Annotated in this window: 11 protein-coding genes and 1 pseudogene; 9 read left to right on the top strand and 3 right to left on the bottom strand. The window is 65.9% G+C overall.

Translation table 11 applies throughout. The annotated features are described in order from the left end of the window. The first annotated feature begins 1 nt into the window (after position 1). A complete protein-coding gene (locus ACK4HL_RS03125; RefSeq protein WP_409756577.1) occupies positions 2 to 553 on the top strand; it encodes a biotin transporter BioY in 552 nt (183 codons plus the stop codon). A 5-nt stretch (positions 554 to 558) separates the two neighbouring features. Here ACK4HL_RS03125 and ACK4HL_RS03120 read toward each other — a convergent pair whose 3' ends face one another. Beyond that, complete coding sequence (locus tag ACK4HL_RS03120; protein ID WP_409756576.1) at positions 559 to 1,527, bottom strand: helix-turn-helix domain-containing protein; 969 nt, start codon at positions 1,525 to 1,527, stop codon at positions 559 to 561. 242 nt (positions 1,528 to 1,769) lie between these two features. Here ACK4HL_RS03120 and ACK4HL_RS03115 point away from each other — a divergent pair, with 242 nt between their 5' ends. The 7 genes from ACK4HL_RS03115 to ACK4HL_RS03085 are packed head-to-tail and all read left to right on the top strand — an operon-like array spanning position 1,770 to position 10,328. Next, positions 1,770 to 3,551: a hydantoinase B/oxoprolinase family protein gene (locus ACK4HL_RS03115; protein ID WP_409756575.1), complete on the top strand. Its 1,782-nt coding sequence runs from the start codon at positions 1,770 to 1,772 to the stop codon at positions 3,549 to 3,551. A 17-nt stretch (positions 3,552 to 3,568) separates the two neighbouring features. Continuing rightward, positions 3,569 to 5,650 (top strand): hydantoinase/oxoprolinase family protein, encoded by a 2,082-nt coding sequence (locus ACK4HL_RS03110; RefSeq protein WP_409756574.1) that lies wholly within the window; start codon positions 3,569 to 3,571, stop codon positions 5,648 to 5,650. Positions 5,651 to 5,659: 9 nt separating this feature from the next. Continuing rightward, on the top strand, positions 5,660 to 6,403 hold the full coding sequence (locus ACK4HL_RS03105; RefSeq protein ID WP_409756573.1) for an ABC transporter ATP-binding protein: 744 nt from the start codon (positions 5,660 to 5,662) through the stop codon (positions 6,401 to 6,403). Beyond that, positions 6,400 to 7,122 (top strand): ABC transporter ATP-binding protein, encoded by a 723-nt coding sequence (locus tag ACK4HL_RS03100; RefSeq protein ID WP_409756572.1) that lies wholly within the window; start codon positions 6,400 to 6,402, stop codon positions 7,120 to 7,122. Before ACK4HL_RS03105 ends, ACK4HL_RS03100 begins: the two co-directional genes overlap by 4 nt. A 1-nt stretch (position 7,123) precedes the next feature. Next, entirely contained in the window at positions 7,124 to 8,038 is a 915-nt protein-coding gene (locus tag ACK4HL_RS03095) for a branched-chain amino acid ABC transporter permease (protein WP_409756571.1), read from the top strand. Between the two features lie 3 nt (positions 8,039 to 8,041). Next, positions 8,042 to 9,112: a branched-chain amino acid ABC transporter permease gene (locus tag ACK4HL_RS03090; RefSeq protein ID WP_409756570.1), complete on the top strand. Its 1,071-nt coding sequence runs from the start codon at positions 8,042 to 8,044 to the stop codon at positions 9,110 to 9,112. A gap of 19 nt (positions 9,113 to 9,131) precedes the next feature. Next, the gene (locus ACK4HL_RS03085; protein ID WP_409756569.1) at positions 9,132 to 10,328 is read left to right on the top strand and encodes an ABC transporter substrate-binding protein; all 1,197 of its coding nucleotides are present in this window, start codon (positions 9,132 to 9,134) and stop codon (positions 10,326 to 10,328) included. A gap of 91 nt (positions 10,329 to 10,419) precedes the next feature. Here the strand turns inward: ACK4HL_RS03085 and ACK4HL_RS03080 are convergent, their stop codons facing one another. Then, positions 10,420 to 11,916: a CoA-acylating methylmalonate-semialdehyde dehydrogenase gene (locus tag ACK4HL_RS03080; RefSeq protein ID WP_409756568.1), complete on the bottom strand. Its 1,497-nt coding sequence runs from the start codon at positions 11,914 to 11,916 to the stop codon at positions 10,420 to 10,422. A 99-nt stretch (positions 11,917 to 12,015) separates the two neighbouring features. On the opposite strand from ACK4HL_RS03080, the gene ACK4HL_RS03075 reads away from it, so the two are divergent. Then, on the top strand, positions 12,016 to 12,903 hold the full coding sequence (locus ACK4HL_RS03075) for a LysR family transcriptional regulator (RefSeq protein ID WP_409756567.1): 888 nt from the start codon (positions 12,016 to 12,018) through the stop codon (positions 12,901 to 12,903). A 22-nt stretch (positions 12,904 to 12,925) separates the two neighbouring features. Here ACK4HL_RS03075 and ACK4HL_RS03070 read toward each other — a convergent pair. Then, positions 12,926 to 13,456: pseudogene (locus ACK4HL_RS03070) on the bottom strand (D-TA family PLP-dependent enzyme); the annotation flags it as partial.

Here is a 13,456-nt window from a genome sequence, read left to right as displayed (position 1 = left end):
CATGAACGGAAATCTTCTTTCTTCGGTCTGGCCCCGGTCGCAGGCACTGCACAAGGCGGTGCTGGTGGGCCTCGGCGTCGTCCTGCTGACGCTCGCCTCGAAGGTGCAGGTGCCCTTCTGGCCGGTGCCGATGACGCTCCAGACGCTCGCCGTGCTGCTGATCGGCGCCACGGCCGGCGCGAGGCTCGGGGGCGCAACCGTGCTGGCGTGGCTGGCGCTCGGCGCGGTCGGCCTGCCGGTCTTCGCCACCGGCGCCGGGCTGGCCTACATGGCGGGTCCCACGGGAGGTTATCTCGCCGGCTTTCTGGCCGCTGCCCTGCTGACGGGCTATCTCGCAGACATGGGCGATGGCCGGAAGCTCGGCTCGGCCTTCGTCATGTTGCTCATGGGCAATGTCCTGATCTTCGCCCTCGGCACGGCCTGGCTGGCGATGCTGATCGGGCCCAAGCAGGCGTTCGCCGCCGGGGTGCTGCCCTTCCTTCCGGCGGAAGCGCTGAAGCTGGCGCTCGGCACCCTGCTTCTCGCCTCCGCCTGGAAGCGGGCGAAGCGCTGATGGGATCAGCCGCGGGCAGCGAGCATCATGCGCGCCTGCTCGCGGTATTCCTTGGGCGGAACACCGACATGCGCCTTGAAGGCCCGCGAGAACTGAGCCTGGTCGTTGAAGCCCCAGCGATAGGCGATCTCGGCCACCGTCTGGCGGTTCGACGGGTCGCGCAGGGCTTCGCGGCAGGCTTCGAGGCGCTGATCCCTGATCCAGCTGCCGAGCGTCTGGTTCGTGTCGCGGAAGAGTTCGTGCAGGTAGCGGGTGGAGATGCCGCAGCCGCGGGCGATCGCCTCGGGGCCGAGGTCGGGCTCGCCCATGTGCCGGCGCACGAATGCCTCGATCCGGGTGAGATGCGCCTCGCGCACCGTGGAATTCCCGGTGGTGAGCGTGCGCTCGTCAGCCTTGAGGGCGAGCACAAGGAGATCGATCAGCTGGTTTCCCACCGTGGCGCGCGTTTCGGCACTCATCGCGTCGAAGCGGTTGGGGATCAGGTGCAGCATATCGGTGAACAGTCCGCCCGCGCCATCGGCCGCGTTGAACTGCAGCGAGCAGAAACGGTCCGGCTGGCGGATGCGCCCGCCCAGCGCCTTGGCCTCGACCTTCAGCACCCAGAGATCGGCCGCCTCGGCATGGCTGAACTCGTAGGGCTCGTGGCTGCGCTCCAGGATGAAGCCGCCGGGATTGCAGCGCACGTCCTTGCCGCACTGGGAGAAGAACACCTCCGAGCGCGCCGGCACGGTGACGAGGAAATGCTCCTCCCGCTCCGCGCGGAAATGCTGGGGCAGGCGCCGGTACTGCAGAGCGTCGGAGGCAAGGCGCGACAGCGAGACAGTGCCAAGCGACCAGAGCGTGAGGTCGCCCGAGAAGCGCTCGGGCGTGCGGAACTGCAGATCGAGGGGGAAATACGCCTTGGCTATGGCATCGTGCCAGTGCCGGCTGCGGTCCTGGGCAGGCGTTTCGGACGTGGTGATGGTCGTCTTCATGGGCGCATCCCGTGGGGGATTTTGAGCTTAATGAGACGAACCTCCGCTTGCAACCCGTTCCGGCCCGAGTGCGCCCGCAGTCAAATGACGGTGCTTACACCGCAAAGACGGAGCCGCTTCACTGCGCCTAACGTCCAGGCTCGAAAAGGTGCGCAAGACACCGCGAAGGGGAGGAGCAGGCTCGAACGGGGCCCGGTCCCTCATGCGCGCGCGTCTGTGCCCTCGGCAACAGCGAGGACAGCATGAAAGCCAAGACCGCTCCCCGGCAGAAGCAGAAGAAGCCCAAGGTCGATCCCATCACCCTCTCCGTCGTGCGCGGCGTACTGGAGACGACCCAGCGCGAGATGACGCTCTCGCTCGAGAAGACGGCGCGCTCCTCGGTGTTCAACCTGGCGCACGACTATTCGACCGCGCTCTTCAACGCGAGGCCCGAGATGATCCTGCAGGGGCAGGACATCCCCATTCACCTGGGCTCGCTCATTCCTGCCATGAAGTCGGTCGCCAGGTTCTTCGAGGGCGACATCCACGAGGGCGACCTCATCCTCCACAACGATCCGGCCTTCGGCGGCAGCCACGCCATCGACACCTGCATGTACAAGCCGGTCTTCTACAAGGGCAGGCTCGTCTATTGGACGGTCTGCAAGGGCCACCTCACCGACATCGGCGGCCCCGTACCCGCCGGCTATAATCCGAACGCCAAGGAAATCTACGCCGAGTGCCTGCGCATCCCGCCGGTGAAGATCTGGGACCGCGGCAAGCCCCGCCATGACGTGATCAACATGATTCTCACCAACATGCGGGCCAGGCGTGACCAGGAGGGCGACTTCAACGCGCTGATCGGCGCCTGCCAGGTGGGCGAGCGCAATCTCGTCGCCATGCTCGACAAGTACGGCGAGAAGACGGTCGACGCCTGCATCAACGAGCTCCTCGACATGGCCGACCGGCACATGCGCTCGCTCATCAAGTCGGTGCCGGACGGCACCTACGAGGGCGTCGCCATCCTGGAGGACGCCGGCCACGGCTTCGGCGACTTCGAGATCAAGGCCAAGGTGACGATCAAGGGCGACCGCTGCCACATCGCCATCTCGTCTCCGCCGCAGATTCCCTATTTCATCAACTCCTACGAAGGAAACTCGCATTCCGGCGTCTATCTCGGACTGATGATGTTCGCGGCCCTGCCACCCCCCTACAACGAGGGCCTCTACCGCTGCGTCTCCGTCGATTTCGGGCCGAAGGGCACGATCTGCAACGCGGCAGAACCCGCTCCCCACATGAACTGCACCACGACGCCCATGGAAACGCTGACGGACGCGGTGCGGCTGGCCTTCGAGAAGGCCATGCCGTCGAAGGTGGCAGCAAGCTGGGGGCATGCCAACGGCCTCAACATCGCTGGCTGGGATTCTCGCACCAACGAGGAATTCGTCACCATGGTGCTCGCCACCATCATCTCCGGCGGCGGCGCCACGCCGCAGCAGGATGGCTGGCATGCGGTCGGCCCCGAATGCTGCTTCGGCGCGCTGACCTCGGGCGACGTGGAGCTCCTCGAATATTCCTACCCCATCATCATCCACAAATATTCGCTGATGACGGACTCGGGCGGTGCCGGCAAGTTCCGCGGCGGCTCCGGAACCGCCTGGGAGGTGGAGCCCCTCGACAAGGAGATGCTCTGCATCGGTTTCGGCGAGGGCCGGCGCATTCCCGCCATGGGTGCCGCGGGTGCCGCCTCGAAGGAGGTCGACTCCAAGGTCGGCCGCGTCGTGCTGAAGCGCGGCGGCAAGGAAGATCTCAAGCGCACCAACATCATGGAGACGATCAAGCCGGGTGAGACCGTCACCAACATGAACCCGGGCGGCGGCGGCTACGGCAACCCCTATGAGCGGCCGATAGAGAAGGTCGTGTGGGACGTGAAGAACGGCCTCGTCTCGGTGCGCGGCGCGAAGGAGGACTACGGCGTGGTGATCGCCGATCCCGAAACCCTCGAAGTCGACATGACCGCCACCAGCCGGCTCAGGTCGGCGGCGTGAAGGGGGAGGGACAGCACATGCGCACCACCTATCGTCTCGGCATCGACGCGGGCGGCACCTTCACGGATTTCGTGGTGGCCAACCGCGACACGGGCGACGTCCGGCTCTTCAAGGCGCTCTCGACGCCCTCCGACCCCACCAAGGCCATCGAGAACGGCTTGAAGCTCATCGCCGATGATTTCGGCATCAGCCCTTCGGAACTCGTGTCGGATTGCGATCTCTGCATCAACGGCACCACCGTGGGCCTCAACGCGCTGATCACCCACAGGGGCGGCAAGACGGGCCTCATCTGCACCGCGGGCCATGAGGACTCGATCGAGATCCGCAACGGCCACAAGGAGGACGGCTACCGCTACGATCCCGAATATCCAGCCGCGACCATGCTGGTGCCGCGCTACCTCCGCAAGGGCGTGCGCGAACGCGTCATCTCCGACGGCTCGATCCGCACGCCCATTGAGGAGGCGGACGTTCGCGACGCCTGCGAGCTCTTCCGCAAGGAGGGGGTGGAGACGGTGGCCATCTCCTTCGTCTGGTCTGTGCTGAACCCGGCCCATGAGCGGCGCGCCGCCGAGATCGTGCGCAAGATGCTGCCGGGCGTAATCCTCACGGTCGGCTCCGAGCTTTATCCGCAGGTGCGCGAATATACCCGCACCTCGACCGCGGTGGTGAACGCCTATCTGGCACCGGTGATGCGGAAATACGTGCGCGCCGTCGACGAATACTTCCGCTCGCTGGGAGCAAAGCAGCCGGTGCGCTACTTCCAGTCCAACGGCGGCCTCGCCATCGGCCAGGCGATGACCGACCGCTCCGTCTACGCCATCAACTCCGGCCCCGCCTCGGCGCCGCAGGCCGGCCTCTATGTTTCCGCTCCGTTCAAGAAGAAGAACGTGATCACGGTCGACATGGGCGGCACCTCCTTCGACATCACGCTGACCAAGGACGGGCAGACCAACCTCAACAAGAACATCGACTTCCTGCGCTACAGGATCGGCGTGCCGATGATCCAGGTGGAGACGCTGGGGGCAGGGGGCGGATCGATCGGCTGGATCGACTCGCTCGGGCTCATCCAGGTCGGCCCGCAATCGGCGGGTTCCGAGCCGGGGCCTGCCTGCTACGGCCAGGGCGGGACCGAGCCCACGACCTCGGACGCCAATCTCGTGCTGGGCTATCTCAACCCCGACGGCCTGCTCGGCGGCAAGCTGCCGCTCGACATGGAAAGGGCGCGCAAGGCCCTTCGCAAGGTGGCGGATCCGCTCGGCATCTCGGTCGAGCGCGCGGCCTACGGCATGTACACCATCGTCAACAACAACATGGTGAACGGCATCCGCCGCGTCTCGGTGGAGCGCGGCTACGACCCGCGCGACTTCGTGCTGGTGGGTGCGGGCGGCGCCACCGCGGCGCACATCACGGCACTGGCGCGCGAGATGGGGATTGACACCATCATCCTGCCGAAGCTCGCTTCGGGCCTCTGCGCCTTCGGCCAGATCATCTCCGACGTCAAATACAACTACATGGCCACGGCACCGTTGCGCCTCGACAATGCCGCCGCCTTCAAGCGCATCGACAGACTCTTCGGCGAAATCGAGTCGGAGGGGGTGAAGCACCTGAAGAGCGACGGCTTCAAGGCCTCCCAGATCGACATCAAGCGCAGCCTCGACATGCGCTACGTCGGCCAGGTGCATGAATGCACGGTGGACATCGGCACCTTCCCGATCAACGAGAAGACGATCGAGAAGGTGAAGGATGCCTTCCACCGCCGCCACGAGGAGCTCTATACCTATTCCGAGCGCCACAATGCGGTGGAGGTGGTGAACATCGAGTCGACGCTCTACGGCCGGATCGACAAGCCCAAGGCCCCGAAGTTCGCCCGCGGCGGCACCGCCGCGAAGGCGCTGAAGGGCCATCGCCGCGCCATTTTCGAGGCTTCCGGCAAGGGCACGCGCACCCCGATCTACGATGGCGCGAAGCTGGGCGCGGGTGCTAGCATCGCCGGGCCTGCCATCATCGAGGAGGTGACGACGACCATCGTGATCGAGCCGGGATGGAAGGCATTGCTCGACGCCAGCGGGTCTTACGTCATCACCCGGAAGAAGACGTAGCGGAGGGTCATGGGCCAGTCACTTTCAGCCATCGGCGTGTCGGTGTCCTTCGAGGGGCTGCGGGCCCTCTCGAACGTGACGCTCGACGTGCCGCGCGAAAGGGTGACGGGCCTCATCGGCCCCAATGGTGCCGGCAAGACGACGCTGGTCAACGTGCTGACCGGCTTCCAGAAGCCGACGGCCGGCGGCGTGACGCTCGACGGCGAAGACATCGCCGGCGTTCCGCCGTACCGCGTGCGGCAGAAGGGCATCGCCCGGACCTTCCAGTCCGGGAGGCTGTTCTCCGATCTTTCGGTGCTCGACAATCTGGAAGTGACGGGCGTTGGCCTCGGGCTCTCCCGCCGCGAGGCCGCGAAGAAGGCAGATGCGATGCTGGACTGGATCGGCATCCCGCACCTCGCCGAGCGACTGGCGGGTGGACTGCCCTATACGGATGAGCGCCGCGTGGCGATCGGCCGGGCACTGATGCTGGAGCCCCGCTACCTGCTGCTGGACGAGCCCGCAGCCGGCATGTCGGCGGAGGAGGCGAGCGATCTCGCCAGCCTCATCCGCCGCATCATCGCCGAGGTGAGGTGCGGTGTGCTGCTGATCGAGCACAACATCGGCCTCGTTCTCAACATCTGCGACCACATCCACGTGCTGGACTCGGGCGAGATCATCGAAGTGGGGCCGCCCGCCGCGATCAAGGCCAGCGAGAAGGTGCGCCATGCCTACATGGGCACCCAGGCCGAAGCGGAAGGAGCGGTGCTGTGAGCTTGCTCTCCGTCGAGAACGTCTCGGTCCGCTACGGCCAGCTCACCGCCCTGCGCCGCGCCAGCATCAGGGTGAACGAGGGCGAGACGCTGTTCGTCACCGGCCCGAACGGCGCCGGCAAGTCGACGCTGCTCCGCGCCATCGCAGGCGTGGTGACCCCGCGCGAGGGTTTCATCGAGTTCGCCGGCCAGCACATTGCCGGCAAGGCGCCGGAAGACATCGCCCGCCTTGGATTTTCCATGGTGCCGGAGGGCCGCGAGGTGTTCGGGGCGCTCACCATCGAGGAGAACCTGCGCCTCGGCACCGGCATGCGCGCCGACCGTGACCAGGCGGCGCGTGACCTGGAGCAGGTCTATGCGGTGTTTCCCATTCTGAAGGAGCGGAAGGACCAGCAGGCCGGCGTGCTCTCGGGCGGCCAGCAGCAGATGCTGGTGATCGGCCGGGCGCTGATGGCGGGGCCGAAGCTCATCGCCATCGACGAGCCTTCGCTGGGGCTTGCCCCGAAGGTCATCGACGATGTCTACGCCACGCTGATCCGCCTGCGCGACAGCCGCGGCCTGACGCTGCTCATCGTGGAGCAGAGCGCCACGCGGGCGAGCCTCACCGGCGGCCGCATGGTGCTGATGCGCTCGGGCGAGGTGGCGCTCGAGGGCGATGCGCGCGAGCTCGTGAAGGGCGAGGCGCTGCGCCAGGCCTATTTCGGCTATGGGGAACACTGAGATGACGGCGGCGCTGCAGGTCCTCTTCGATGCGCTGAGCCTCGGCAGCCTCTATGCGCTGGGGGCACTCGGCATCGCGCTGATCTTCGGCGTGATGCGCCTCGTGAATTTCGCTCACGGCGACTACATCGCCTTCTGCGTCTTCGCCCTGCTGTGGCCGTCGATCGATGCTGCGGCCATCGTATTCCTCGGCAAGCTGCCGACGATCCTGCTGGTGCCGCTCGTGCTTGCCATCGGTGCGGGGCTCTCGGTGCTCTCCGAGATCGTGGTGTTCCGCCGCTTCCGCAATGCCAATCCCGCCACGATGATGATTGCCTCCTTCGCGCTGGGGTTCGTCATCAAGTATTTCCTGCTGATGCTCTATTCGAGCCGCCCGAAGTCGATCGACCTGTGGTCGCACCTCACCCAGCAGATCGAGATCTTCGGCGCGCGAATCCCCCCGCTCCAGGTCATCACCATCGGCGTGACCATCGCCATCCTTCTCGCCCTCACCACCTTTCTCCGCTACACGCGGTTCGGCCTCGAAATGCGCGCCGCGGCGGAGAACTTCACCATGGCGCGCATGCTGGGGGTGAGGGCGAACCGGGTGATCATGCTCGCCTTTGCGGTGAGCGGCATGCTCGCCGCCGCCATCGGCCTCATCCTCGTCACGCAGACGGGTACCGTCGACATCCAGATGGGTGCGAACCTGATGCTCGTTGCATTCGTGGCCACGGTCATCGGCGGGCTGGGAAGTCTTCCCGGAGCGGTGCTCGCGGGCTATCTCATCGGCGCGGCCACCGTTCTCATGCAGGTGGTGCTGCCGCCCGATGCGCGGCCCTTCCGCGATGCATTCGTCTATGGCGCCGTGATCGTCATGCTGATCTGGCGGCCGAACGGCCTGTTCTCCGCCAAGGCCGCGAAGCAGAGGGTCTAGGGCATGAGCGAACGTCCCACCATCCTCGCACGCACCTGGTCGACGCCCGTCATCCTCATCGCCATCCTCGCGGTTCTGGCGCTGGCAGCGCTCGCCGTGGGTTCCGGGCCGTTCAACCAGACCATCATCGAGATCTTCATCCGGGTGGTGCTGGTCGTCGGGCTCTACGTGTTCATCGGCAATTCCGGCGTCATCAGTTTCGGCCACATCGGCTTCACCTGCCTCGGAGCCTACATGACGGCCTGGCTCACCATGCTGCCGGCCATCAAGAAAGCCAAGCTCAAGGGCCTGCCGGACATCGTGCTGAATGCCAAGCTGCACTATGGCTGGGGCCTCGTCGCGGCCACCATCTTCGCCGCGCTCGCGGCCTATGTCTTCGGCAAGGTGCTGATGCGGCTCTCCGGCATCGCGGCCTCGATCGCCACCTTCGCCATGCTGGCCGTCATCATCCAGGTCTATTCCAACTGGGACAGCGTCACCGGCGCGCAGAGCTCCGTCGTCGGCATTCCCATCGTGCGCGTGGTCTGGCCCTATTTCCTTTGTGCCGTCCTGGTGGTTCTTGCGGCCTATGCCCATTCGATCTCCCGCTCCGGCCTGGCCCTGCGCGCGGCCCGCGACGAGGCGACGGCGGCAGCCGCGTCGGGAGTCGACATTCCGCGCGAGCGGCTCATCGCCTTCGTGATCTCGGGCGCCATCATGGGCCTGGGCGGCGCGCTCTTCGCCCATTCCGTGGGCGTGGTCACGCCGGACACCTTCTATCTCGGCCTCACCTTCATCACGCTTTCGATGCTCGTCGTCGGCGGCATGAATTCGCTCTCGGGCGCGGTGCTGGGCGTGGTCGTGCTGTCGATCATCATCCAGGTCCTTCGCTGGCTGGAGAAGGGCGTCGACCTCGGCTCCGCTTCCGTCAACCTGCCGCTCGGCGTGCAGGAAATCGCCATCGGCGCCGTGATGATCGTGATCCTGATGTACCGGCCGTCGGGGCTAACGGGAAACCGGGAGCTCGTCTGGCCGTCGAGGAAGCTTTCCGCCGCGGGCAGGGCCTCTGCCGCGGCGGACAGGAAGACTGCATAAAACTTCAACGGAGGACGTCATGAAGAGTTACCTGAAACTTGGTTTGGGCGCGGCGCTCGGCGCGCTGATGCTCGCAGCGCCGGCGGCAATGGCCGACGACGAGAAGATCGTGGTGGGCTTCGCCACTGCGCAATCGGGCTTCATGCAAGCCTATGACAAGCCGGCGGAAGACGCCGCGCGCATCCGCATCGACGAGATCAACAAGGCGGGCGGCCTTCTTGGCAAGCAGATCGAGATCGTCGCGGCCGACACGAAGACCGACCGCGCCGAGGGCGCCAAGGCCGGCCTCGAGGTGATCGACAAGGGCGCCGACCTCGTCGTCGTGTCCTGCGACTATGACTTCGGCGCCCCGGCGGCGCTTGCGGCGGAAGGGGCCGGAAAGGTCTCGTTCTTCCTCTGCGCCGAGTCGATCAAGGCCGGCATCCAGGGTGTGGGCCCCAACTCCTTCTCGGCCTCGGTGCTTGCGGCCGTGCAGGGTGCCACCATGGCGGAATGGGCCTATAACAAGAAGAACGCGCGGACCTTCTACCGCCTGCTCGACACCTGGACCGAGTACAACAAGGGCATCTGCGACGGCTTCGACTGGATGCTGCCGAAGCTGGCTGACGCCAAGCTGGTCGGCGAGGACACGTTCAAGAACGACGACGCTTCGATCGCCGCGCAGATCACCCGCATCAAGAGCCTGCCCGAGGAGCCGGACGCCATCATGCTCTGCACCATGATGCCGGGCGGCGTTTCCGCCGTGAAGCAGCTCCGCGCCGCCGGCATCAACTCGATGATCCTCAACGGCTCGGGCATGTCCGGCAGCTACTGGCTCTCGGCCGTGCCGGATCTCTCCAACTTCTTCGTGCCGGACCAAGGCTCCGTCCACGGCGATGATCCGAACCCGAAGGTCAACGAGTTCAACGCCAAGTACAAGGAGATGACGGGCGGCGATCCCTCGAGCCAGTATGTCTATCCGGGCTACGTCATGATCGACGTCTGGGCCAAGGCCGTGGAACGCGCCGGAACCACTGAAGCCGCGGCCGTGGTGGCCGAACTCGAGAAGATGAAGGACGAGCCGACGCTCTTCGGCCCGCGCACCTTCACCTCCGAGCTCCATCACCAGAACAAGGGCCGCTACCTGATCACCGCCGTCGAGGGCGGCAAGCCGAAGGTTGTGGACGAGTGGACGATTTCGGAAGCCATTCCGGTCGATTATCTCGCGAGCAAGTAACAGCTCCGGCAGGAACGGGAACGGCCGCCCGAAAGGGCGGCCGTTCTGCTTTCTTCTCCTTCTCCCGCCGAAGCCGAGAAAAGGAGATGGCTTACTTCATCGTCGGCATGACGAAATCCGCACCCGCGCGGATGCCGGTCGGCCAGCGCGAGGTTATGGTCTTGAGCCGCGTGTAGAAGCGGATGCCCTCCGGCCCGTGCATGTGATGATCGCCGAACAGCGAGGACTTCCAGCCGCCGAAGGAATGGAAGGCCATCGGCACCGGGATCGGCACGTTGATGCCCACCATGCCCACCTGGATCTGGTGCGCGAACTCGCGCGCCGCATCGCCGTCACGCGTGAAGATGGCGGTGCCGTTGCCGTATTCGTGCTCGTTGATCATCTTGGCGGCCTGGCCATAGTCACCGGCGCGCACCACCGAAAGCACGGGGCCGAAGATCTCTTCCCTGTAGATCTTCATCTCCGGCGTCACGTTGTCGAACAGCGTGCCGCCGAGGAAATAACCGTTTTCGTAGCCCTGGAGCCTGAGCGGGCGGCCGTCCACCACGAGCTTGGCGCCTTCGGCCACCCCGGCGTCGATGTAGCCCTTCACCTTTTCGAAGTGCTGCTTCGTCACCAGCGGGCCCATCTCGGCCTCCGGGTCCGTGCCGGGGCCCACCTTGAGCGCGCGCACCTTTGGTTCGAGCTTGGCGATCAGCGCGTCCGCCGTCTTCTCGCCGATCGGCACGGCAACCGAGATCGCCATGCAGCGCTCGCCGGCGGAGCCATAGGCCGCACCCATGAGCGCATCGACCGCCTGGTCCATGTCGGCATCCGGCATGATGATCATGTGGTTCTTGGCGCCGCCCAGCGCCTGGCAGCGCTTGCCCGTGCGGGCGGCGGTCTCGTAGATGTAGCGGGCAATCGGCGTGGATCCGACGAAGCTCACAGCCGAGATGTCCGGCGAATGGAGGATGGCGTCGACCGCCTCCTTGTCGCCGTGCACGACGTTGAACACGCCGGGCGGCAGTCCCGCTTCCTCGAGCCACTTCGCGAGAAGCAGCGAGGCGGAGGGATCGCGCTCGGAAGGCTTCAGCACGAAGCAGTTGCCGGCTGCGAGCGCCACCGGGAACATCCACATCGGCACCATGGCCGGGAAGTTGAACGGCGTGATTCCGGCGACGACGCCCAGCGGCTGGCGCAGCGAATGGCTGTCGACGCGCGTGCCGACGTTTTCAGTCACCTCGCCCTTGAGGAGCTGCGGCGCGGCGGTGGCGAATTCGACGACTTCCATGCCGCGCTGGATTTCCCCCTTGGCGTCCGAGAGCACCTTGCCGTGCTCGGAGGTGATGACGGCGGCGAGTTCGTCCGTGCGCTCCTCGAGGATGCGCAGGAACTTGTTGAGGATGCGCGCGCGCCGGAGCGGCGTGGTGCCCGCCCATTCGACGAAGGCCTTCTTCGCCACGGCGACCGCCTCGTTCACGTCGGCCGTGGAGGCAAGGCAGACGGAGCCGGTCTGTTCGCCGGTCGCCGGGTTGAAGACGGCCGATGTGCGGCCCTTGCCGGCCACTTCGCGGCCGCCGATGTAATGGGGGATGGTCTTGGGCATGGGAGTCCTCCTGAATTTGATGGGTTCCTATGCGCCTTCCAATTTCGCACAGCAATGAACAACATTGCGTTTTCGATGTGCAGAAATTAACGTACGATCATGGATTGGGACCGCATCCGCATCTTCCTTGCCGTCGCGCGTTCCGGCCAGATCCTGGGCGCGGCCCGGACGCTGGGGCTCAACCACGCCACTGTTGGCCGGCAATTGAGCGCTCTGGAGGAGGAACTCGGCGCCACCCTGGTGGAACGCCAGACCAATGGCTGTCTCCTGACGCCCGCTGGCGAGGTCCTGATGCGAAGTGCCGAGAAGGTGGAGTCCGAGCTTCTCCAGGCCGGCACACGCATCTCCGGCGCCACCGAGGCGCTCACCGGCACGGTACGCGTCGGGGCACCCGATGGGCTGGGCAACTACTTCCTCTCGCGCACCCTGGGGAGCCTTGCCGAACGGCACCCTGACCTCACCATCCAGCTCGTGCCCCTGCCGCGCACCTTCTCGCTCTCCCGCCGGGAGGCCGATATCGTCGTGACGCTGGACCGGCCGAAGCAGGGCCGCCTCATCGTGCGGAAGCTCACCGACTACTCGCTCAGCGTCTATGCCGCCGCCTCCTATCTGGACCGGCACGGGCCTGTCGCCTCGGAGGAGGACCTCGAAGGTCATCTCTTCGTCACCCATGTCGAGGATTTCGTCTATTCGCGCGCACTTGATTATGCGGCGGAACTCGGCCGCCGCATGAAGCGCCACTACGAGTGCGGCAGCGTGGTGGCCCAGATGGAGGCGGTCAGGGCCGGCCACGGCATCGGCATCCTGCACGATTATGCGGCACTCGAATACCCCGAGCTCCGGCGGCTGCTCCCTGAGCTGCGCTTCACCCGCACCTACTGGCTGATGTCGCACCCCGACACCCACGACACGCGCCGCGTGGCCGAAGTCTATTCCGCGATCACCCGCGCGGTGCAGGAGGCGAAGGCGCGCTTTCTGCCCGGATAATGGCTGCGCCTCGGCACCGGTCTCACTGCACCGTTCCCCGCGCATCCACCTTCACCGCGCCCAGCACCTCGTTACCCCTCACGAACACCACCTTGTCGTAGAGATTGGTGACAGGGCAGACGTGGTTGGGCGTGATGCGGACGAGATCGCCCACCTTGGGCTTGTCGTTGAGCCTGGAAATGTCGAGGAATCCATGCTCCTCCGACATGTTGTAGACGCGTGCACCCGAGAGCGCGCGCACCTCGCCATAACCTTCGAGGCCCAGGAGATCGCTGGTCAGGGCCTTGGAGCCGGCGTCGATCATGGCGCGCTCGCCCGTGGGCACGCTCACCACGGTGGCGAGCACGCTCAGCGCGCAATCCTCCGGTGCTGCCGAACCCGCGGCCACCTGCATGCGGTCGAAATAGATGTAGGTTCCGGCGCGGTATTCGCTGACGTGGGCGAGGCCTTCGTCCTTCCACATGTCGGGCGAACCGCCGGTCGAAACCTCCGGCACGTCGAGCCCTGTTCTGCCCAGGCCCTCGCGCGCGGCATCCAAAAAATCCGCCATCCT

This window comes from Aestuariivirga sp. (genome assembly GCF_046294715.1).
In the GTDB taxonomy this organism is placed as follows: Bacteria; Pseudomonadota; Alphaproteobacteria; order Rhizobiales; family Aestuariivirgaceae; genus Aestuariivirga.
This window is presented reverse-complemented; position numbering and strand designations above follow the sequence as displayed.

What these genes read in the sequence shown, in the direction of transcription:
- ACK4HL_RS03115 (WP_409756575.1), top strand. Translation starts at nt 1,770, where the DNA reads ATGAAAGCCAAGACCGCTCCCCGGCAGAAGCAGAAGAAGCCCAAGGTC.
- ACK4HL_RS03080 (WP_409756568.1), bottom strand. Translation starts at nt 11,916, where the DNA reads ATGCCCAAGACCATCCCCCATTACATCGGCGGCCGCGAAGTGGCCGGC.
- ACK4HL_RS03085 (WP_409756569.1), top strand. Translation starts at nt 9,132, where the DNA reads ATGAAGAGTTACCTGAAACTTGGTTTGGGCGCGGCGCTCGGCGCGCTG.
- ACK4HL_RS03125 (WP_409756577.1), top strand. Translation starts at nt 2, where the DNA reads ATGAACGGAAATCTTCTTTCTTCGGTCTGGCCCCGGTCGCAGGCACTG.
- ACK4HL_RS03120 (WP_409756576.1), bottom strand. Translation starts at nt 1,527, where the DNA reads ATGAAGACGACCATCACCACGTCCGAAACGCCTGCCCAGGACCGCAGC.
- ACK4HL_RS03105 (WP_409756573.1), top strand. Translation starts at nt 5,660, where the DNA reads ATGGGCCAGTCACTTTCAGCCATCGGCGTGTCGGTGTCCTTCGAGGGG.
- ACK4HL_RS03095 (WP_409756571.1), top strand. Translation starts at nt 7,124, where the DNA reads ATGACGGCGGCGCTGCAGGTCCTCTTCGATGCGCTGAGCCTCGGCAGC.
- ACK4HL_RS03090 (WP_409756570.1), top strand. Translation starts at nt 8,042, where the DNA reads ATGAGCGAACGTCCCACCATCCTCGCACGCACCTGGTCGACGCCCGTC.
- ACK4HL_RS03110 (WP_409756574.1), top strand. Translation starts at nt 3,569, where the DNA reads ATGCGCACCACCTATCGTCTCGGCATCGACGCGGGCGGCACCTTCACG.
- ACK4HL_RS03075 (WP_409756567.1), top strand. Translation starts at nt 12,016, where the DNA reads ATGGATTGGGACCGCATCCGCATCTTCCTTGCCGTCGCGCGTTCCGGC.